At 69.8% G+C, this 18,869-nt stretch carries 20 protein-coding genes; 17 read left to right on the top strand and 3 right to left on the bottom strand.

Annotated elements, in window-relative coordinates:
* Positions 1-8: 8 nt before the first annotated feature.
* Positions 9-2,441 (top strand): DNRLRE domain-containing protein, encoded by a 2,433-nt coding sequence (locus QIY60_RS10515; RefSeq protein ID WP_283142158.1) that lies wholly within the window; start codon positions 9-11, stop codon positions 2,439-2,441.
* Positions 2,442-2,491: 50 nt separating this feature from the next.
* Positions 2,492-2,674: a hypothetical protein gene (locus QIY60_RS10510; protein ID WP_283142157.1), complete on the top strand. Its 183-nt coding sequence runs from the start codon at positions 2,492-2,494 to the stop codon at positions 2,672-2,674.
* Between the two features lie 59 nt (positions 2,675-2,733).
* Here QIY60_RS10510 and QIY60_RS10505 read toward each other — a convergent pair whose 3' ends face one another.
* Entirely contained in the window at positions 2,734-3,315 is a 582-nt protein-coding gene (locus QIY60_RS10505; protein ID WP_079125728.1) for a hypothetical protein, read from the bottom strand.
* 142 nt (positions 3,316-3,457) lie between these two features.
* Here QIY60_RS10505 and hemL point away from each other — a divergent pair, with 142 nt between their 5' ends.
* The 8 genes from hemL to QIY60_RS10465 all read left to right on the top strand — a co-directional run bounded on the left by hemL (position 3,458) and on the right by QIY60_RS10465 (position 11,899).
* Complete coding sequence (hemL, locus tag QIY60_RS10500) at positions 3,458-4,780, top strand: glutamate-1-semialdehyde 2,1-aminomutase (RefSeq protein ID WP_283142156.1); 1,323 nt, start codon at positions 3,458-3,460, stop codon at positions 4,778-4,780.
* Positions 4,777-5,463, top strand: a complete 687-nt coding sequence (locus QIY60_RS10495; RefSeq protein WP_283142155.1) for a histidine phosphatase family protein — start codon at positions 4,777-4,779, stop codon at positions 5,461-5,463. The genes hemL and QIY60_RS10495 overlap by 4 nt, the downstream gene beginning before the upstream one ends.
* 263 nt (positions 5,464-5,726) lie before the next feature.
* The gene (locus QIY60_RS10490) at positions 5,727-6,956 is read left to right on the top strand and encodes a hypothetical protein (protein ID WP_283142154.1); all 1,230 of its coding nucleotides are present in this window, start codon (positions 5,727-5,729) and stop codon (positions 6,954-6,956) included.
* Positions 6,957-7,075: 119 nt separating this feature from the next.
* The gene (locus QIY60_RS10485; protein ID WP_283142153.1) at positions 7,076-7,684 is read left to right on the top strand and encodes a TlpA disulfide reductase family protein; all 609 of its coding nucleotides are present in this window, start codon (positions 7,076-7,078) and stop codon (positions 7,682-7,684) included.
* A gap of 16 nt (positions 7,685-7,700) precedes the next feature.
* Positions 7,701-8,489: a cytochrome c biogenesis protein CcdA gene (locus QIY60_RS10480; RefSeq protein WP_283145889.1), complete on the top strand. Its 789-nt coding sequence runs from the start codon at positions 7,701-7,703 to the stop codon at positions 8,487-8,489.
* A gap of 2 nt (positions 8,490-8,491) precedes the next feature.
* Complete coding sequence (locus QIY60_RS10475; protein WP_283142152.1) at positions 8,492-10,255, top strand: cytochrome c biogenesis protein ResB; 1,764 nt, start codon at positions 8,492-8,494, stop codon at positions 10,253-10,255.
* Positions 10,252-11,343, top strand: coding sequence for a c-type cytochrome biogenesis protein CcsB (ccsB, locus tag QIY60_RS10470; protein ID WP_283142151.1), 1,092 nt, complete (start codon positions 10,252-10,254; stop codon positions 11,341-11,343). The genes QIY60_RS10475 and ccsB overlap by 4 nt, the downstream gene beginning before the upstream one ends.
* A 55-nt stretch (positions 11,344-11,398) precedes the next feature.
* Positions 11,399-11,899: an SRPBCC domain-containing protein gene (locus tag QIY60_RS10465; RefSeq protein ID WP_283142150.1), complete on the top strand. Its 501-nt coding sequence runs from the start codon at positions 11,399-11,401 to the stop codon at positions 11,897-11,899.
* Positions 11,900-12,228: 329 nt separating this feature from the next.
* On the opposite strand, the gene QIY60_RS10460 is transcribed toward QIY60_RS10465, so the two are convergent.
* Entirely contained in the window at positions 12,229-12,507 is a 279-nt protein-coding gene (locus QIY60_RS10460; protein ID WP_283142149.1) for a PLD nuclease N-terminal domain-containing protein, read from the bottom strand.
* Positions 12,508-12,596: 89 nt separating this feature from the next.
* Between QIY60_RS10460 and QIY60_RS10455 the strand changes: the two genes are divergently transcribed.
* The 3 genes from QIY60_RS10455 to QIY60_RS10445 are packed head-to-tail and all read left to right on the top strand — an operon-like array spanning position 12,597 to position 15,729.
* Positions 12,597-14,051 (top strand): menaquinone biosynthesis decarboxylase, encoded by a 1,455-nt coding sequence (locus QIY60_RS10455; RefSeq protein ID WP_283142148.1) that lies wholly within the window; start codon positions 12,597-12,599, stop codon positions 14,049-14,051.
* On the top strand, positions 14,051-14,953 hold the full coding sequence (gene mqnP, locus QIY60_RS10450; RefSeq protein WP_283142147.1) for a menaquinone biosynthesis prenyltransferase MqnP: 903 nt from the start codon (positions 14,051-14,053) through the stop codon (positions 14,951-14,953). The genes QIY60_RS10455 and mqnP overlap by 1 nt, the downstream gene beginning before the upstream one ends.
* 38 nt (positions 14,954-14,991) lie before the next feature.
* Positions 14,992-15,729, top strand: coding sequence for a UbiX family flavin prenyltransferase (locus QIY60_RS10445; RefSeq protein WP_283142146.1), 738 nt, complete (start codon positions 14,992-14,994; stop codon positions 15,727-15,729).
* Here the strand turns inward: QIY60_RS10445 and QIY60_RS10440 are convergent.
* Entirely contained in the window at positions 15,726-15,851 is a 126-nt protein-coding gene (locus QIY60_RS10440; RefSeq protein WP_283146147.1) for a hypothetical protein, read from the bottom strand. The two genes, QIY60_RS10445 and QIY60_RS10440, sit on opposite strands and share 4 nt — an antisense overlap.
* 144 nt (positions 15,852-15,995) lie before the next feature.
* On the opposite strand from QIY60_RS10440, the gene QIY60_RS10435 reads away from it, so the two are divergent.
* The 4 genes from QIY60_RS10435 (at position 15,996) to QIY60_RS10420 (ending at position 18,572) form a co-directional block, all read left to right on the top strand.
* A complete protein-coding gene (locus QIY60_RS10435) occupies positions 15,996-16,445 on the top strand; it encodes an Lrp/AsnC family transcriptional regulator (protein ID WP_067160265.1) in 450 nt (149 codons plus the stop codon).
* 54 nt (positions 16,446-16,499) lie between these two features.
* Positions 16,500-17,678, top strand: coding sequence for an aminofutalosine synthase MqnE (mqnE, locus tag QIY60_RS10430; RefSeq protein ID WP_283142145.1), 1,179 nt, complete (start codon positions 16,500-16,502; stop codon positions 17,676-17,678).
* An 11-nt stretch (positions 17,679-17,689) separates the two neighbouring features.
* Positions 17,690-18,214 carry a GNAT family N-acetyltransferase gene (locus QIY60_RS10425; RefSeq protein WP_283142144.1) on the top strand — a complete coding sequence of 175 codons (525 nt, stop codon included), beginning with the start codon at positions 17,690-17,692 and terminating at the stop codon, positions 18,212-18,214.
* 61 nt (positions 18,215-18,275) lie between these two features.
* On the top strand, positions 18,276-18,572 hold the full coding sequence (locus tag QIY60_RS10420) for a DUF4229 domain-containing protein (protein WP_283142143.1): 297 nt from the start codon (positions 18,276-18,278) through the stop codon (positions 18,570-18,572).
* Positions 18,573-18,869 lie beyond the last annotated feature (297 nt).

Raw genomic sequence — 18,869 nt, 5'->3', positions numbered from 1 at the left:
GACCGTGCATGTCGCTACGCCGCGGGCGTTCCAGATCCGTTGCCGCGGGCGGGATTTCCACGCTCACCGCACTCGCCCTGCTCGGGGCGGCCGCCCCGGCCGTGGCCGACGAGGGTGGGCCGGAGGGCGCCGCCACACCGGCCGAACTGCTCGACGCCGTACGGGCGAAGAACCCCGTCGGACCTCCGGTGAAGGAAGCCGTCGCGGCCGACTCGGCGCTGCTCGCCGCGCAGGTGTACGGCCACCGGGTGGAGGTCCTGGACCGCAGGACCGAGACGTCCACGACCTGGGCGAACCCGGAGGGCACCCTCACCACGACACTGAGCGGCGGGCCCGTACGGATGATGCGGGACGGCAAGTGGGTCGACGTGGACGCCACGCTGAACAGGCGGGCGGACGGCGCGGTGGAGGCCGAGGCGCACCCCGGCGGGCTGCGTCTGGCCGGTCCCGGCGGGGCCAGGGCCCGGTCGGCGAAGGCCGCAGCCCAGGCCCCGGCCTCGGCCGCGCGCGATCTGATCACCCTCGGCGCGGGCAGCCGGAAGATCGGCGTCCAGTGGAAGGGCGGGCTGCCCGCGCCGGTCCTGGACGGCCCCCGGGCCACCTACCCCAATGCCGTCCCCGGCGCCGACCTGGTCGTCGACGCCACCCGTACCGGCTTCGAGCAGTATCTGAACCTCAAGGAGCGGCCCGCCGACGGCGCCGCGCCGATGACGCTGCCGCTGCGCATCCCGGGTCTGACGGCCACTCAGCAGGCGGACGGATCCGTGGCGTTCACCGACTGCGAGAGCGGCGAGCGGGTCGCCACGATGCCCGCGCCGGTGATGTGGGACGCGCAGGTCGACGAGCTGGGCTGGCCCGGCGACCACTCGGGCACCACCAAGCGCACCGCGCGCTCCTTCATCACCTGGGAGACCGGCCAGTTCGCGGACGCCCTGGTCACCGACGCCAAGCTGGCGCTGTACAACTACCACTCCTGGTCGTGCGAGAAGCGCGGCTGGGAGGTGTGGGCGGCCGACCCGGCCGACACGGGCAGCCGCTGGACCAAGCAGCCCGCGCTCAAGCAGAAGATGGCGACCTCGACGGAGACCCGCAGCACCGCGTGCGGCAACGCGGGCCGGGTGAGCGCGGATGTCACCGAGCTCGCCAAGACCTGGGCGAGCGCCAAGGCGGCGACGGGTTCGGTGGCGCTGAAGGCGGCCGACGAGTCGGACACGTACGCCTGGAAGCGCTTCTACTCCTCGGAGGCCACCGAGGACAAGATCCCGCAGCTCACGGTCACCTTCAACTACCGCCCGAAGACGGGCACCAACCTCCAGGCGGGTACGCCCTTCTACAGCGAGGGCGGCGTCTACAAGGTCAACAGCCTGACGCCGACGCTGAGGTTCACGACGCAGGACGTGAACGAGGACGACGAGGTCCAGGGCACCTTCGAGGTGAAGGACAAGGCGACGGGCGAGGTCGTGGCCCTGTTCAACTCCCCGTTCGTACGCTCCGGTTCGACCGCGTCGGCCAAGGTCCCGGCGGGCAAGCTGGCCACCGGCCGCGCGTACACTTTCCGTACGACGACGTACGACCGCCAGCACTACGCCAACGGCTGGTCGGACCCGGTGACGTTCACCGTGGACACGGCGTGGAAGCCGGGCGCGGCGATCGACGCGTTCGGCGCGGCGAACGCGGCGCTGGAGGCGGCGGACGTGGCCCCGGCGACGACGAGTACCTCTGACTTCGCGGCGATAGCGGAGGCGGCGACGGGCACGGTCACCGTCCCGTGGGACGCGAACGGCAGGATCGAGGTGAAGCCGGACGACATCGCGGCGGTGGGCATCGGCTCGGGCGCGCGGAAGCAGCGGGGCGTCAACGTCAACGGCAGCGTCGTCCACGCGGACGCCGCGTCCCCGGTCGACACGGTCGTCCAGCCCACCCCGGAGGGCGGCAGCCGTACGCTCCAGATCATCAAGAACGCCCAGGCGCCCCGCGAGTACCGGGTCCCGGTGGACCTCCCCCCGGGCGCGAAGCTCCGCCAGGAGCCGGACGGCTCGGTGGTGATCGTCCCGGCGAACCCGGACGAGCCGGTGGCCCCGATCAACGCGCCGTGGGCGAAGGACGCGACGGGCAAGCCGGTCCCGACGTCGTACCGCGTGGAGGGCGACACGCTGATCCAACTGGTCTCGTTCGACGCGACCACGGCGTTCCCGGTCGTGGCCGACCCCTGGTGGAACCCGTTCAGCTGGAACTGGAAGCGGATCGGCAAGAAGGTCAAGAGCGCCGCGAAGAAGTGCGGCGTGGGAGCCCTGGCCGCGTACGTCCCGGTCCAGTCCCACCACGTCTCGGTCAACATCCAGCGCGCGAGGGCGGGCCTGCGGATGGTGAAGTTCGCGGGCGGCCCGTGGGGGTACGTGTCGGTGGCGGTGGCGGGTTGCTTGATGGGCCAACTGTCATGAGCCGGGGACGGTCGGTACTGGGCTGGTCGGGCGAGCCGGGAAACCGTCGGGTGGCAGCGGTCGACTTGACCCTCCTCCTGGCAGTCCTGACAGGCGCGGCACTGCTCTGCATCGCTCTGGGGGCGCCGACGTGGCTGTCCCTGCTGATCGGCGGCGCGATCGGGGCGGCGAGCACGCGACTGCGGGCGGGGGAGCGGATCACCGGGTCCGCGCCCCGGAAGAAGCGGGGCTGAGGGCCGCGGCTGCGGATGCCGCGTGGGGGAGGGGCGCTACCGGGAGCCGGTGGCGCCCCTTACGGCCACACCAGGCAGTACGGCTGATGCCCAGCCTCATGCAGCCGCACAGAAAAGTCCTGCCACTCGTGCAGCAGCTGGTACACGTTGAACGCGTCGCGCGGGCCGCCGCGGTCCGGGACCGTGGACCAGATGAAGGCCGCCGCGCCCACCGTCTCCTCGCCGACGCCCCGCAGCGGGTCCACGACCGTCATCGGGAGCTTGACCACCGCGTAGTCGGGGTGGAGGACCACCAGCTCCAGCGGGGGGACCTTGTGCAGCGGTATGCCCTGGATGCCGGTGAGGACCATCGCGGCCACCGTCTCCGGCTTGATCTTGGTGAACATGCCGCCCATGCCCAGCTCGTCGCCGCCGAGCTCCTCGGGGCGCATCGAGATCGGCACCCGGGCCGCGGTGGCTCCGTCGGGCGCGCCGAAGTACTTGTAGGTCACCCCCACTCGGCCACTCCCGTTTCCCGGACCCGTGACGCGGTCGATCCGTTCGATCCGTTCCTCCGCGTCGCGCCGGTGCCGTCCCCGCCGACGGGCGCGCTCGGGACCCCGGTCATCGGTCCCCTCGCCCAGTCCGCCACCGCGATGCATATCTTTCACCCGATTGCTTGTAGCCCGACTGCTTTGTAGACGGCGCGACCCCCGCCGCGCAACCCGATCATCGTGTCAGTGACCTCCCCCGCCGGGGTGCGGTGAAACACCTGTCCGCAAGAACGTCCGGGCCTCTGCCACCATGGCCTGTGTGAGCTATCCGTACGAATACGACGCCCCAGTTTCGCAGACGCTATTCGACCGCGCGTCCCTCGTGACGCCCGGCGGCGTGAACTCCCCCGTCCGTGCCTTCCGCGCCGTGGGCGGTACGCCCCGGTTCATGGTGTCCGGTACGGGGCCCTATCTGACCGACGCCGACGGGCGCGAGTACGTCGACCTGGTGTGTTCCTGGGGTCCGATGATCCTCGGGCACTCGCACCCGGACGTGATCGCCGCCGTGCAGGAGGCCGTCGCGCGCGGCACCTCCTTCGGTACGCCCGGTGAGGGCGAGGTCGCGCTCGCCGAGGAGATCGTCGCCCGGATCGAGCCCGTCGAGCAGGTCCGCCTGGTGTCCTCGGGCACCGAGGCGACCATGTCCGCGATCCGGCTCGCCCGCGGCTTCACCGGCCGCGCCAAGGTGATCAAGTTCGCCGGTTGCTACCACGGTCATGTCGACGCGCTGCTCGCCGCCGCCGGTTCCGGCGTGGCCACGTTCGGGCTGCCGGACACCCCGGGCGTCACCGGCGCCCAGGCCGGCGACACGATCGTGCTCCCGTACAACGATCTGGACGCGGTCCACGCGGCCTTCCACGCCCACCCGGGCGAGATCGCCTGTGTGATCACCGAGGCCTCGCCCGGCAACATGGGCGTCGTGCCCCCGGCGGACGGCTTCAACGCCGGGCTGAAGGCCGCCTGCGCCAAGAACGGCGCGCTCTTCATCTCCGATGAGGTCATGACCGGCTTCCGGACCAGCAAGGCGGGCTGGTACGGCGTCGACGGCGTCAAGCCCGACCTCATGACCTTCGGCAAGGTCATGGGCGGTGGCTTCCCCGCCGCGGCCTTCGGCGGCCGCGCCGACGTGATGGCCCACCTCGCCCCGGCCGGACCCGTCTACCAGGCGGGCACCCTCTCCGGGAACCCGATCGCCACCGCCGCGGGCCTCGCCCAGCTGCGGCTGCTCGACGACGCCGCGTACGAGAAGGTCGACGCGGTCTCCAGCGAGATCCAGGGGCTCGTCACGGCCGCACTGAGCAAGGAGGGCGTCGCCCACCGGCTCCAGACGGCGAGCAACATGTTCTCCGTCTTCTTCACCCCCGACGAGGTGCGCGACTACGAGGACGCGAAGAAGCAGGAAGCCTTCCGCTTCACCGCCTTCTTCCACGCGATGCTGGCGAACGGCGTCTACCTGCCGCCGTCCGCCTTCGAGTCCTGGTTCGTCTCGACCGCCCACGACGAGCGCGCGATCGAGCGCATCGCGGCCGCGCTGCCCGCCGCCGCCCGTGCCGCAGCGGAGGCCACCGCATGAGCCAGCACCCCGAGGACATCACCGTCGTCCATCTGATGCGGCACGGCGAGGTCCACAACCCCGACGGCGTGCTCTACGGCCGCCGCCCCGGCTACCACCTCTCCGAGCTCGGCCGGCAGATGGCCGACCGGGTCGCCGAGCACCTGGCGGGCCGCGACATCACGCACGTCGTGGCGTCCCCGCTGGAGCGCGCCCAGGAGACGGCCACCCCGATCGCCAAGGCGCACGGCCTCGACCTCGGCACCGACGAGCGGCTGATCGAGGCGGGCAACGTCTTCGAGGGCAAGACGTTCGGCGTCGGCGACGGCGCCCTGCGCAAGCCCGCCAACTGGAAGCACCTCACCAACCCGTTCCGCCCGTCCTGGGGCGAGCCGTACGTCGAGCAGGTCGTACGGATGATGGGCGCCCTCGACGCGGCGCGCGACGCGGCCCGCGGCCACGAGGCGGTCCTGGTCAGCCACCAGCTGCCGATCTGGACCGTGCGCTCGTTCGTGGAGCGGCGGCGGCTGTGGCACGACCCGCGCAAGCGGCAGTGCACGCTCGCCTCGCTGACGTCGTTCACGTACCGGGGCGACAAGATCGTCTCGGTGGGCTACAGCGAGCCCGCCCGCGATCTGGTCCCGGCGCACTTGCTGGCGGGCGCCAAGCCGGTTCAGGGGAAGTCGAAGGCGTTCGGCGCCTAGGGCTTCGCCTTTGAACGGAGTGCGTTGTCCGCGGGCCGTGCTGGGTTGCTCGCGCAGTTCCGTGCGCCCCTGGGCATCCAGGGGCGCAGGGGGCCGTCACCGCCTTGTCACCCTGCGTGCAAGAAAACTGACGACCCGTACGATTTGCGAAGATTTGTATGACCGTACGGAACCATCGCGCACCCACAGGCATCTCAGGTGATGTCCACAGGCTGTGGCCGGTGTGGACACCGGGGACGACGATGCGATGGGGACGAACGGTTATGCGTGGGATCAGTCGAAGGGGAATGCTCGGGCTGGGACTGGGGGCCGCCGCGGCAGTCGGTGTGGCCGGTTGCGGCGGCGACTCGGACGGCGGCAAGGCCGGCAACGGCAACGGCAAGGGCGCCCAGGGCTCCGGCAAGAAGGCGGACGCCAAGCTCATCGGCGACGGCTCCACCGCCGACACCGGCAAGCAGCCGCACCAGCCCGCCAAGCCCGTCCCCCTCGAACCCGGTCAGACCCCGCCGCAGTTCGTGGTCTTCTCCTGGGACGGCGCCGGCGAGGTCGGCAACGGCCTCTTCCCGCGCTTCCTGGACCTCGCCAAGGACCACGGCGCCGCGATGACCTTCTTCCTCTCCGGGCTCTACCTGCTGCCCGAGTCGAAGAAGCGGCTCTACCAGCCGCCGAACAACAAGGTCGGCGCCTCGGACATCGGCTACCTCAGCGACGACCACGTCAAGGCGACCCTCACCAACGTGCGCCGGGCCTGGAACGAGGGCCATGAGATAGGCACGCACTTCAACGGCCACTTCTGCTCCGGCCGCGGCACCGTCGGCAACTGGACCCCGGCCCAGTGGCAGAGCGAGATCGACCAGGCGATGTCGTTCGTCACCAACTGGAAGACCAACACCGGCTGGACCGACGAGGACCCGCTGCCGTTCGACTACAAGCGCGAGCTCGTGGGCGGCCGCACCCCGTGTCTGCTCGGCCAGGACAACCTGCTGCCGACCGCGCAGAAGCTCGGCTGGCGCTACGACGCCTCCTCGCCCGGCGGCACCCAGGTCTGGCCGGTCAAGCGCCACGGCATGTGGGACCTGCCGCTCCAGCAGATTCCCTTCCCGGGGCACTCCTTCCAGGTCCTCTCGATGGACTACAACATCCTCGCCAATCAGTCGAAGAATTCGACCAAGGCGCCGCCGGCGAACTACCCGGGCTGGCGCAAGCAGGCCACCGAGGCGTATCTCCAGGGATTCAAGCGCGCTTACGAGACGAATCGCGCGCCCTTCTACATAGGCAACCACTTCGAGCAGTGGAACGGCGGCATCTACATGGACGCCGTCGAGGAGGCCCTGAAGGGGATGGCGGGCAAGAAGGACGTACGCCTGGTCTCCTTCCGGCAGTACTGCGACTGGCTCGACGTCCAGGACCCGAAGGTCCTCGCGAAGCTGCGTACGCTGGGGGTCGGCCAGAAGCCCGCCGGTGGCTGGAACACGTTCCTCCAGCAGGCGTGAGGCGCGGAGCAGGCACTACGCGTGCGCGGCGCGGCTCTTTAGGCGGCCTTGACAAGGGTCTTTACGGGCACTCAGGGGGGTGCCCAAGATCCCCCAAACGGTCATGCGAAACTTTTCACATGTCCGTGAGTCCTGCCCTTTCCCGTCGCCGCGCCTTCCTGCTGGTCACGGCAGTCGCGGCCACCGGTGCGCTGACCCTCACGTCGTGCGGCTCCGGTGGCACGTCCGGCGGCTCGGGCGACACCAAGTTCGTCACCGGAACCGGCGGCATCTCCACCGTCGCCAAGAGCGGCCGCCACGCCGCGCCCAAGCTCTCCGGCGAGACCGTCGACGGCAAGCAGCTCGACGTCGCCGATCTCAAGGGCAAGGTCGTCGTGCTGAATGTGTGGGGCTCGTGGTGCGCGCCCTGCCGGGCCGAGGCGCCCTATCTCAGCAAGGTCGCCAAGGAAACCCGCTCGAAGGGCGTCGAGTTCGTGGGAATCAATACCCGCGACACCGACAAGGGCCCGGCCGTCGCGTTCGAGAAGCAATTCGACGCGGACTATCCGAGTCTGTACGACCCGATCGGCAAGCTCATTCTCCGCTTCCCGAAGGGAAGCCTGAATCCGCAGGCCATTCCGTCGACCATCGTGCTCGACAAGGACGGAAAGATCGCGGCCCGGGCGCTGATGGCGCTCGACGACAAGAAGCTCCACCAGATGATCGACCCGCTGATCGCGGAGAAGTGATTCCGTGGACGCGTCCCTGACCGTACTCGCCGCGCAGTCGACACTCGCCGCCCAGGCGACGCCCGGTGTGAACGACACGGTCCTGAGCGGGGCCCTGCTCGTCGCCCTGCCGGTCGCCGTGCTCGGCGGGCTGATCTCGTTCTTCTCGCCCTGCGTCCTGCCGCTGGTGCCCGGCTACCTCAGTTACGTCACGGGGGTCACCGGCACCGATCTCGCGGAGGCCAAGCGCGGCCGGATGGTCGCCGGGGCGAGTCTGTTCGTCCTCGGGTTCACCGCCGTCTTCGTCTCCGGCGGGGCCCTGTTCGGCTTCTTCGGCCAGACGCTCCAGGACCACAACAACACGCTCTCCAAGATCCTCGGCGTGCTGATGATCCTGATGGGCGTCTTCTTCATGGGCCTGATGCCCTGGCTCACCCAGCGCGAATTCCGGTTCCACAAGCGGCCGGTGACCGGGCTCGCGGGGGCGCCGATACTCGGCGCCCTCTTCGGCGTCGGCTGGACGCCGTGCCTGGGGCCGACGCTCACCTCGGTGAACGTGCTGGCCATGGACCAGGCGAGCGCCGGCCGCGGAGCCATACTGACCGTCGCCTACTGCGCCGGTCTCGGACTGCCGTTCGTGCTGGCGGCGGTCGCCTTCCGCAAGGCCCTCGGCGCCTTCGGCTGGGTGAAGCGGCACTACGCGTGGGTGATGCGCACCGGAGGCGTGATGATGATCGCGACCGGTCTGCTGCTGCTCACCGGGGCCTGGGCGGAGCTCATCCAGCAGGTGCAGGTGTGGTCCAACGGCTTCCAGGTGGGTGTCTGAACATGAGCAAGACCGAAGCGGCCCCGGAAGAGGCGCCGCGTACGGTGGCGGAACCGACCAAGGCCGAGCGGGCCGCCGACGAGCAGGAACTCGGCGCGGCCGGGTCGCAGCTCTCCACGGCCCCGGCCGAGGACCTGTCGAACGGCCCCGTCGGCATCGGCGTGCTCGGCTGGGCGCGCTGGTTCTGGCGGCAGCTGACCTCGATGCGGGTCGCCCTCGTCCTGCTGCTGCTGCTCTCCCTCGGCTCGATCCCCGGCTCGCTGATCCCGCAGACCAATGTGGACGAGCTGAAGGTCGCCGACTTCCAGAAGCGGCACGACACGATCTCGCCGATCTACGAGAAGCTCGGCATGTTCCACGTCTACAGCTCGGTGTGGTTCTCCGCGATCTACATCCTGCTGTTCGTCTCCCTCATCGGCTGCATCGTCCCGCGCACCTGGCAGTTCGTCGGCCAGCTGCGCGGCCGCCCGCCGGGTGCGCCCCGGATGCTGACCCGGCTGCCCGCGTACACCACCTGGCGCACCGAGGCCGATCCGGAGCAGGTGCGCGAGGCCGCGGCCGCGATGCTGAAGAAGCGCCGCTTCCGTACGCACGTCGTCGGGGACGCGGTCGCCGCGGAGAAGGGCTACCTCCGCGAGGCCGGAAACCTGATCTTCCACGTCTCGCTGATCCTGATCCTGGTGGCGTTCGCCGTCGGCCAGCTCTTCAAGTCCGAGGGCGGCAAGCTGATCGTCCAGGGCGACGGGTTCTCCAACACGCTCACCCAGTACGACGACTTCAAGTCCGGCTCGCTGTTCAAGACGGACGACCTCGCGCCGTTCAGCTTCACCCTGGACCGCTTCGACGCCACGTACGAGCGCAGCGGGCCCAACCTCGGCACCGCCCGCGAGTTCGTGGCGCACGTCACCTACTCCGAGGGCGCCGACGGCAAGCCGAAGAAGAAGGACATCGAGGTCAACAAGCCGCTCGTGGTCGACGGCTCCAAGGTCTACCTCCTGGCCCACGGCTACGCGCCGACCGTCACCGTCAAGGACGGCCGCGGCAAGGTCGTCTTCCACGGCGCCGTGCCGCTGCTGCCCATCGACAACAACATCTCCTCCAGCGGCGCGATCAAGGTGTACGACGGCTACACCGACGCCAAGGGCAAGTGGGACCAGCTGGGCTTCGCCGCGTTCTTCGTGCCGACCTACGGCGGCAAGGGCAACGGGACGATGTTCTCCCAGTTCCCGGCGCTGGACTTCCCCGTCCTCAACGTCGGCGCGTACCACGGAAGCCTCGGGGTCAACTCCGGGCTGCCGCAGAACGTGTACCAGCTCGACACCGACAAGATGAAGCCCTTCAAGGACGACCAGGGCAAGGTCCTCAAGAAGACCCTGCTGCCCGGCGAGACGCTGACGCTTCCCGAGGGCGCCGGGTCGATCACCTTCGACAAGGACGGGATCAAGCAGTGGGCGAGCTTCCAGATCTCCCAGCAGCCCGGCAACGACCTCGCCCTGACCGGCTCGGTCCTGGCGATCGCCGGCCTGGCCGGCTCGCTGTTCATCCAGCGGCGCCGGGTGTGGGTCCGCGCCGTACCCGGTAAGGACGGCGTCACCGTCGTCGAGATGGCGGGGCTTGGGCGGAGCGAGTCCGCGAAGCTCCCCGAGGAGCTGGCCGATCTCGCGGTCACGCTCATTCCAGAGGCGCCGACCGCGCCTGATCCCGCACCTGAGCCCGCCAAGGACCAGGTGGCAGAACCTGCCGAAGCTGAAGGGGCCGAGAAGTGATGCTCGCCGCCACAACCAACGAGAGCCTGGCGCACACCAGTAACTACCTGATCTATTCGGCGATGGCGGTCTATCTGCTGGCCTTCTTCGCGCACATGGCGGAGTGGATCCTCGGCAGCCGCAGCAAGGTCGCCCGCACCGCGGCCGCGCTCACCGCCGACGCCTCTTCGGCGGCGGACTCGGGCACGGTGAAGGTGCAGGTCACCAAGAAGGGCGGCGGCACCGCGGTGCTGGAACGGCCCAAGGTCGTCACCCGCTCCTCGTCCGGCAACCGCGACGTGCCCGACGGGCCGGGCGCGGCGGGCGGCGATGTGAAGGGCGACCTCTACGGCCGTATCGCCGTGTCCTTCACCGTCCTCGCGTTCCTCGTCGAGTTCTCCGGTGTGCTCACCCGCGCGCTGTCCGTGCAGCGGGCGCCGTGGGGCAACATGTACGAGTTCAACCTCACCTTCTCCACTGTCGCCGTCGGTGTGTACGTCACGCTGCTCGCGCTGAAGAAGAACGTGCGCTGGCTGGGCCTTCCCCTGGTCACCTCGGTCCTCCTCGACCTCGGCCTCGCTGTCACTGTCTTGTACACCGCCAGCGACCAGTTGGTTCCCGCCCTGCACTCGTACTGGCTGTGGATCCACGTCTCCACCGCGATCTTCTGCGGCGCGGTCTTCTACGTGGGCGCCGTCGCCACGATCCTGTACCTCTTCCGGGACCGGTACGAGGCGAAGCTCGCGGAGGGCGGCAAGCCGGGCGACTTCGCCACCTCGGTCCTGGAGCGGCTGCCCGCCGCGGCCTCCCTGGACAAGTTCGCGTACCGGGTCAACGCGGCGGTCTTCCCGCTCTGGACGTTCACGATCATCGCGGGCGCGATCTGGGCGGGCGACGCGTGGGGCCGCTACTGGGGCTGGGACCCCAAGGAGGTCTGGTCCTTCATCACCTGGGTCGCGTACGCCTGCTACCTGCACGCGCGCGCCACGGCGGGCTGGAAGGGCCGCAAGGCCGCGACGCTGGCGCTGCTGGCCTTCGGTTGCTGGCTCTTCAACTACTACGGCGTCAACATCTTCGTGAACGGCAAGCACTCGTACGCGGGCGTGTAGCCCTTCACCGCGGCGTGCGCGGGCGCCGCGCGCCCGTTCGGGTGACACTGGTGCCATGACGGATGTGATCCCTCATGGCACCAGTGAGACCCACGACGGCGCCTGGCTCCTCCGCTACGAGCTCCATCTGCCCCACCCGCAGGAGCGGGTCTGGGCGGCCGTGGCCACCGCCGAGGGCCTGCCCGGGTGGCTCTGCGCGGCGGATGTGCTGGAGCCGCGTCTTGGCGGTGCGGTGACGCTGCGCTGGCTGAACGCGGGGCCGGAGGGGGTGCACTCCGGGCACGTCACGGCGTGGGACCCCGATCGGGTCGCCGAGTACACGGTCGATCTCCATGGCCGGATCCGCTTCCATCTGGAGCCCGCGTCCCCGTCGGCGACGGTGCTGCGCTTCACCAACGAGTTCCCCGGGGACGATGCGCTGCGGCTGGACTGCCTGGCGGGGTGGCACAACCACTTCGAGTTCCTGGCGGACGCTTTGGCGGGCCGCCCGAAGGAGTGGTCGACGTGGGCGTCGGGGCGGTGGCAGGAGCTGCGGGGGGAGTACGCGGGGGGTTAGGGCGGCGGGTCCGTGTGCGGGTGGCTGCGCCCTCCGGGCCCGAATCCCCCACCCCGCCCCTCCCCGAAAGCGCTCAGCCGCGCGGCTTGGTTCTTCGGCTGCGGGTGGGTGGGGGCTGGTCGCGCAGTTCCCCGCGCCCCTTGAATGCCGCTGCGCGGCATCCCCGGGGCGCCCCGAAGGGGCGCTTCTAGGGGCGCGGGGAACTGCGCGACCAGCCACAGACAACTCGCAGATGAACGGGGTCCGGGGCGTAGCCCCCGGGAGACGCCTCCGCCCCCACCCACCCCCGGAGGGTTCAGGGAAGGGGCGGGGTGGGGGCTAAAACCCCGCTACGGCTGTGGGTCGTCCTTCGGGGGCCGGTTCAGGCTCGCCAGGAACTCCGGGTTGTCGTCCGGGGCCGTCCAGGTGGGGCCCGGGGCCGGGCGGCGAGGGCGGCCCGCGAACAGCCAGGCGACCGGGCCGATCAGCACCTCGCCGAAGAGCAGGATCACAATGACCCACACCACCTTGGGAAGGCCCCGCACCTCCTCCTCCGGCGTGTTCAGACAGTCGATGAACGCGTAGATCCACAGCGCCAGGACCAGCAGGAACGGCAGATACCTGAGCATGTTCGGGTGGTCCCCCCAGGGAACGGCGGCGGGGCGTCCGGCAGCCCCGGTGACCGGCCCAGGGTAACCGGTGCCCGATACTTGACCCCATGGCTTATGACGATCTTCGCTCGCTCCTGAGGGCGCTGGAGCGCGAGGGCGACCTCATCCGCATCAAGGCCGAAGTCGACCCGTACCTGGAAGTCGGGGAGATCGTCGACCGCGTCAACAAGGCCGGCGGGCCCGCGCTCCTCTTCGAGAACGTCAAGGGTTCGGCGATGCCCTTGGCCATGAACGTGTACGGCACCGACCGCCGCCTCCTCAAGGCCCTCGGGCTCACGTCGTACGAGGAGATCAGCGAGAAGATCGGCGGGCTGCTCAAGCCCGAGCTCCCGCACGGCTTCGTCGGCGTCAGGGAGGCCTTCGGCAAGCTCGGCTCGATGGTCCACGTCCCCCCGAAGAAGGTGAAGGACGCCCCCGTCCAGGAGGTCGTCCTCACCGGCGACGACGTCGATCTGGACGCGCTCCCCGCCCTGTTCACCTGGCCGGAGGACGGCGGGTCCTTCTTCAACCTCGGCCTCACCCACACCAAGCACCCCGAGACCGGCGTCCGCAACCTCGGGCTCTACCGGCTCCAGCGCCACGACAAGCGCACCATCGGCATGCACTGGCAGATCCACAAGGACAGCCGCAACCACTACGCCGTGGCGGCCAAGAAGGGCGAGCGGCTGCCCGTCGCCATCGCCTTCGGATGCCCGCCCGCCGTCACGTACGCCTCCACCGCGCCGCTGCCCGGCGACATGGACGAGTACATGCTCGCCGGGTTCATCCAGGGCAGGCGCGTCGAGATGGTCGACTGCAAGACCGTGCCGCTCCAGGTCCCGGCGCACGCCGAGGTCGTCATCGAGGGGTGGCTGGAGCCCGGCGAGATGCTGCCCGAGGGGCCGTTCGGGGACCACACCGGCTTCTACACGCCGCAGGAACCGTTCCCGGCGCTCACCATCGACTGTGTGACCATGCGTCGGCGCCCGCTGCTCCAGTCCATCGTCGTGGGGCGGCCCCCGACCGAGGACGGGCCGCTGGGGCGCGCCACCGAGCGGTTCTTCCTGCCGCTGCTCAAGGTGATCGTGCCGGACATCGTCGACTACCACCTGCCGGAGTCCGGCGGCTTCCACAACTGCGCGATCGTCTCGATCGAGAAGAAGTACCCCAAGCACGCGCAGAAGGTGATGCACGCGATCTGGGGAGCGCACATGATGTCGCTCACCAAGCTCATCGTGGTCGTCGACGCCGACTGCGACGTGCACAACCTGCACGAGGTGTCCTGGCGGGCCCTCGGCAACACCGACTACGCCCGTGACCTCACCGTCGTCGAGGGCCCGGTCGACCACCTCGACCACGCCTCGTACCAGCAGTTCTGGGGCGGCAAGGCGGGGATCGACGCGACCGCGAAGTGGCCCGAGGAGGGCTACACCCGGGACGGCGGCTGGCCGCACATGGTCGAGTCGGACCCGGACACGGCGGCGAAGGTCGACCGCCGTTGGAAGGAGTACGGGCTCAAGTGATGAGCGCTTCTGCCGCTGCGGTTCCGCAGCCGGGCCGGACCAAAGCCTTTCTGCGCCTGGTCATGATCGAGCACTCGGTCTTCGCGCTGCCCTTCGCCTACATCGCCGCCCTCACTGCGATGTTCCAGCTGGACAAGGACATCCACTGGGGCAAGCTGCTCCTGGTCACCATCGCCATGGTGGGGCTGCGGACGTTCGCGATGGCCTGCAACCGGATCATCGACCGCGAGATCGACGCCCGCAATCCCCGCACCGCCTCGCGCGAGCTGGTCACCGGCGCGGTGACCGTGCGCTCGGCCTGGACCGGCGCGCTCGTCGCCGTCGTCGTCTTCCTCGGCGCGGCCGCCCTGCTCAACCCGCTCTGCCTGGCCCTCGCGCCGATCGCGGTGATCCCGATGGTCGTCTATCCGTACGGGAAGCGGTTCACCAACTTCCCGCACGCGATCCTCGGTCTCGCACAGGCGATGGGCCCGGTCGGCGCCTGGCTCGCCGTCACCGGCGAGTGGTCCGGGGACGCGGTGATCCTCGGGCTCGCCGTCGGCGTCTGGATCGGCGGGTTCGACCTGATCTTCGGCAGCCAGGACGTCCAGGCCGACCGCGCCCACGGCGTGAAATCGGTGCCGGCCCGCTTCGGCGTCCCGGCCGCGCTGTACGGGGCGCGCGCCTGTCACGTCGTCACCACGGCGCTGCTCGTCTGGTACGCGCTGGCGACCGACGCCGGGGCGTTCTTCTGGATCGGCCTGGTGGTCGTGGCGGTGGCGTTCGTCTACGAGCACACGATCGTCAAGCCGCACGACCTCTCCCGCCTCAACCGGGCGTTCTTCACCACGAACGGGTTCATCGGGATCTCGCTCTTCGTCTGCGCGCTCCTCGACCTGCTGGTGCGCGGGCTCTCGGTGTGACCGTTACCGCCCCCGGATGGCCGGATAGGCTCGGACACGTGGAGCAGGTGAACGTACACAGTCAGCGAGAGGCGGCGCCGCGCACGCCCTGGGTCGTCGGGGTCTCCGGCGCGTCCGGGACGCCGTACGCCGCCGCCGTCCTGCGCGGCTTGCTGGACGCGGGCGAGAGCGTGGACCTGGTGGTCTCGCGGGCCTCGCGGCTGACGCTGCTCGACGAGACGGGGATCGCCTTCCGTGACGCGCACTGGCGCGAGGATCTCGCGACGTGGCTGGCGCGGGGGGCGGACGGGAAGCCGGGCACCTTCGAGGTGGACGTGGCGCGCGTACGGCACTGGAGCGCCGGTGATCTCGGCGCCGGGCCGTCGTCCGGGTCGTACCCGGTCAAGGGGATGCTGATCGTGCCCGCCAGCACGGCCTGTGTGGCCGGGGTGGCGCTGGGGCTTTCGAAGGACCTGTTGCAGCGGGCCGCGAGCGTGACGCTCAAGGAGCGGCGCCGGCTGGTGGTCGCGGTGCGGGAGACGCCGCTGAACGGGCAGACGCTCAAGCACCTGGTGGCGCTGGACGAGGCGGGCGCCGTGGTGCTGCCCGCCTCTCCGGCGTTCTACGCGGGGGCGACGCACATCCAGGATCTGGTGGACTTCGTCGCGGGGCGGGTGCTGGATGCGGCGGGTGTGCCGCACAGCTTGTACCGCCGTTGGGAGGGAGAGCTGGGTGGGGGTGCCCCCAAGGTCGAGCGAAGTCGAGACCTAGGGGGAGGCTCTCGGCCTTCCGGTTAGCGCTTCTTGGCGGCGCGCTTCGGAGCGCGGCGCTTCGTCGCGGTGGGCTGGTGGGCACGCGAGCGGTTGGCCAGGTCCTGAAGCTCGCGCATACGGGCGTAGGCCATCTCGATCGTGTACACGGTGTCGACACTCCTGAAAGATCGTCTTTGATCTGCTGGAAAATGATGCAAGCAGCTGAATGATTCGCAGGGCCTCGACCCTGTGTACCTTAGATTCTACACCTAAACTCGCGGTATTGCTGAACAATGGAAGGCTTCAGGCATATGGACGCCGTGGACAGGCAGCTCATCCAGGCCCTGCGGGAGAACGGCAGGGCCTCGTACGCCGAGCTCGGCCGGCTCGTCGGTCTCTCCGGGCCCAGCGTCACCGACCGCATCAACCGTCTTGAGGCGGCCGGGGTGATCACCGGCTACCGCGCCACCGTCAACGCCGCCTCGCTCGGCCTCGGCGTGACCGCCCTCATCGGCATCTCGCTCTCCGACGCCGCCGACCACGAGGACGTCGCCCGCCGGCTGCGCGACCTGGAGGAGATCGAGGACTGCTGGTTCATCGCCGGCGACGACTCGTACATGCTCAAGATCCGCGCCTCGGACGTCGACGGACTGGAGAAGACCATCCGCCGCCTCGGCTCCACCAAGGGCGTCTCGCGCACCCGGACGACGATCGTCCTCTCCACCAAGTGGGAGAACCGGGTCGGCGAATTGCCCGAGTAGTCGGGGGCGTAACGTGGGTGAGGCTGTGTACGGAGATATTTGGGAGGCCGCCGCATGACCGCGTCCATCGCCGATGTGGGCTTCAAGCGCGAGCTGGAGGCGAAGGTCCGGGCCGGTGAGCGGCTGTCCCGCGAGGACGGCATCGCGCTCTACGAGTCGGACGACCTGGCCTGGCTCGGCGGCCTCGCGCACGAGGTGCGCACCCGTAAGAACGGTGACGTCGTCCACTTCAACGTCAACCGGCACCTCAACATGACGAACGTGTGCACCGCGTCCTGCGCGTACTGCTCGTTCCAGCGCAAGCCGGGCGAGAAGGACGCGTACACGATGCGCATCGAGGAGGCCGTCAAGCTCGCCAAGGCGATGGAGAGCGAGAACCTCACCGAGCTGCACATCGTCAACGGGCTCCACCCGTCGCTGCCCTGGCGCTACTACCCGCGTTCGCTGAAGGCCCTCAAGGAGGCGCTGCCGAACGTCGGTCTGAAGGCGTTCACGGCGACGGAGATCCACCACTTCGAGACGATCTCGGGGCTGACCGCGTCCGAGATCCTCGACGAGCTCATCGAGGCGGGCCTCGAATCGCTCACCGGCGGCGGTGCGGAGATCTTCGACTGGGAGGTCCGTCAGCACATCGTCGACCACGCCACCCACTGGGAGGACTGGTCGCGGATCCACCGCCTCGCCCACGAGAAGGGTCTCAAGACCCCCTCGACGATGCTGTACGGGCACATCGAGGAGCCCCGCCACCGCGTCGACCACGTACTGCGCCTGCGCGAGCTCCAGGACGAGACCGGCGGTTTCCAGGTCTTCATCCCGCTGCGCTACCAGCACGACTTCGTGGACATGAAGGACGGCAAGGTCCGCAACCGCCTCCAGGCGCGCACCACGATGGCGACCGGCGCGGAGGCCCTGAAGACCTTCGCGGTCTCCCGCCTCCTCTTCGACAACGTGCCGCACGTGAAGTGCTTCTGGGTGATGCACGGTCTCCAGACCACCCAGCTCGCGCTCCAGCACGGCGCGGACGACATGGACGGCTCGGTCGTCGAGTACAAGATCACGCACGACGCGGACAACTACGGGACGCCCAACAAGCTCACCCGGGACGACCTGCTCGACCTGATCCGCGAGGCCGGGTTCCGGCCGGTGGAGCGCAACACCCGGTACGAGATCATCCGCGAGTACGACGGCCCGGACCCGGCGCTGCGCGAGTCGCCGCAGGCGATGCGGCTCTGAAGGCCGGCTCTGTGGGGCTGATGTTCGAGCTCGACCCGCCGGTCACCCGTGAGCTGCGCGACGGCGTGCTCGCGCTGTGGGCGGACGTGTCGAACGCCGGGGGAGCCGTCGGGTTCGTGCCGCCGGTGTCCGCCGAGGACGTACGGCCCGAGCTCGTGCGGCACCTCGTCGGGATGGCCGAGGGACGCGTCCGGCTGCTGGTCGGGCGCGACGGGGACGGGGCCGTCGCCGCGGCCGCGTTCCTCGCGGCCAACACGCACGCGCTGATGCGGCACTGGATCTGGGCGTACACCGTCATGGTGCACCCCCGCCACCAGGGCAGCGGCTGCGGCCGCGACCTCATGGACGCGGTGGCCGACGCCGCCCGGTCCCTGGACGGGATCGAGGCGATACGGCTGACCTGCCGGGGCGGCGTCGGTCTGGAGCGGTTCTACGCCTCCTGCGGATACAAGGAGGTCGGGCGCGTGCCCGGCGCCATCCGGGTCGCGGACGGGGACGACCGCGACGACATCACGATGCTGCTCCCCCTGAATTGATCGAATAACGGGCGTGCTTCACTAGTCGGGCAGGATCGCCGTACGAGAGAGAAGGTCAGCCGTGAACATCGCCAAGCCGAGCGCAACCGTCCGGTACACCGCGATGCGCGTCGCCGTCTTCGTCGGCTGCCTGGTGTTCGTCGCCGCCCTGGTCCACTTCGGGATCATGCCCGCCGGCCTCGGGGACGCCAACGCGATCTGGGTGGTCCTGCTCGCGCTGGTCCTCTCCGCGCCGCTGAGCTTCGTGCTGCTGCGCAAGCAGCGCGACGAGATGTCGGCGCAGATCGTCACCAAGGTCGAGTCGGCAAAGTCCCGCCTGGAGGCGAACCGCAGCCAGGAGGACGGCGCGGTCCAGTAGCCGGGGCGTACGTAACTCTTTCCCGGGACAGGGGACGAGATAGCCGAACCGGCCGGAGTCTCCAAGCCCCTCGTCTACCTCTGCCTGAACTCCAAGGAAGACCTCTTCACCGCCGTGACCCGGCGGGAGGCCCGTGCGCTCGTGGAGGCGGTACGGGCCGGGGCCGAGCCGACACTGCCCGCCGACGCCCAGCTGTGGGCCGGTCTGCGGACCTTCTTCGTCCAACGTGGCAGGCCTCACCCAGGCCCTGGTGGGCGCGGCTGAGTCCCTGGCGGCTGGGGTCAACGAGACGGAGGA

Source organism: Streptomyces sp. BPTC-684 (genome assembly GCF_030028635.1).
GTDB classification, from domain to species: domain Bacteria; phylum Actinomycetota; class Actinomycetes; order Streptomycetales; family Streptomycetaceae; genus Streptomyces; species Streptomyces noboritoensis.
The sequence above is the reverse complement of the archived record's forward strand: the minus strand, read 5'-3'. Positions and strand labels throughout refer to the sequence as shown.

What these genes read in the sequence shown, in the direction of transcription:
- QIY60_RS10515 (WP_283142158.1), top strand. Translation starts at nt 9, where the DNA reads ATGTCGCTACGCCGCGGGCGTTCCAGATCCGTTGCCGCGGGCGGGATT.
- QIY60_RS10505 (WP_079125728.1), bottom strand. Translation starts at nt 3,315, where the DNA reads ATGCATCGCGGTGGCGGACTGGGCGAGGGGACCGATGACCGGGGTCCC.
- hemL (WP_283142156.1), top strand. Translation starts at nt 3,458, where the DNA reads ATGGCCTGTGTGAGCTATCCGTACGAATACGACGCCCCAGTTTCGCAG.
- QIY60_RS10495 (WP_283142155.1), top strand. Translation starts at nt 4,777, where the DNA reads ATGAGCCAGCACCCCGAGGACATCACCGTCGTCCATCTGATGCGGCAC.
- QIY60_RS10490 (WP_283142154.1), top strand. Translation starts at nt 5,727, where the DNA reads ATGCGTGGGATCAGTCGAAGGGGAATGCTCGGGCTGGGACTGGGGGCC.
- QIY60_RS10485 (WP_283142153.1), top strand. Translation starts at nt 7,076, where the DNA reads ATGTCCGTGAGTCCTGCCCTTTCCCGTCGCCGCGCCTTCCTGCTGGTC.
- QIY60_RS10475 (WP_283142152.1), top strand. Translation starts at nt 8,492, where the DNA reads ATGAGCAAGACCGAAGCGGCCCCGGAAGAGGCGCCGCGTACGGTGGCG.
- QIY60_RS10465 (WP_283142150.1), top strand. Translation starts at nt 11,399, where the DNA reads ATGACGGATGTGATCCCTCATGGCACCAGTGAGACCCACGACGGCGCC.
- QIY60_RS10460 (WP_283142149.1), bottom strand. Translation starts at nt 12,507, where the DNA reads ATGCTCAGGTATCTGCCGTTCCTGCTGGTCCTGGCGCTGTGGATCTAC.
- QIY60_RS10455 (WP_283142148.1), top strand. Translation starts at nt 12,597, where the DNA reads ATGGCTTATGACGATCTTCGCTCGCTCCTGAGGGCGCTGGAGCGCGAG.
- mqnP (WP_283142147.1), top strand. Translation starts at nt 14,051, where the DNA reads ATGAGCGCTTCTGCCGCTGCGGTTCCGCAGCCGGGCCGGACCAAAGCC.
- QIY60_RS10435 (WP_067160265.1), top strand. Translation starts at nt 15,996, where the DNA reads ATGGACGCCGTGGACAGGCAGCTCATCCAGGCCCTGCGGGAGAACGGC.
- mqnE (WP_283142145.1), top strand. Translation starts at nt 16,500, where the DNA reads ATGACCGCGTCCATCGCCGATGTGGGCTTCAAGCGCGAGCTGGAGGCG.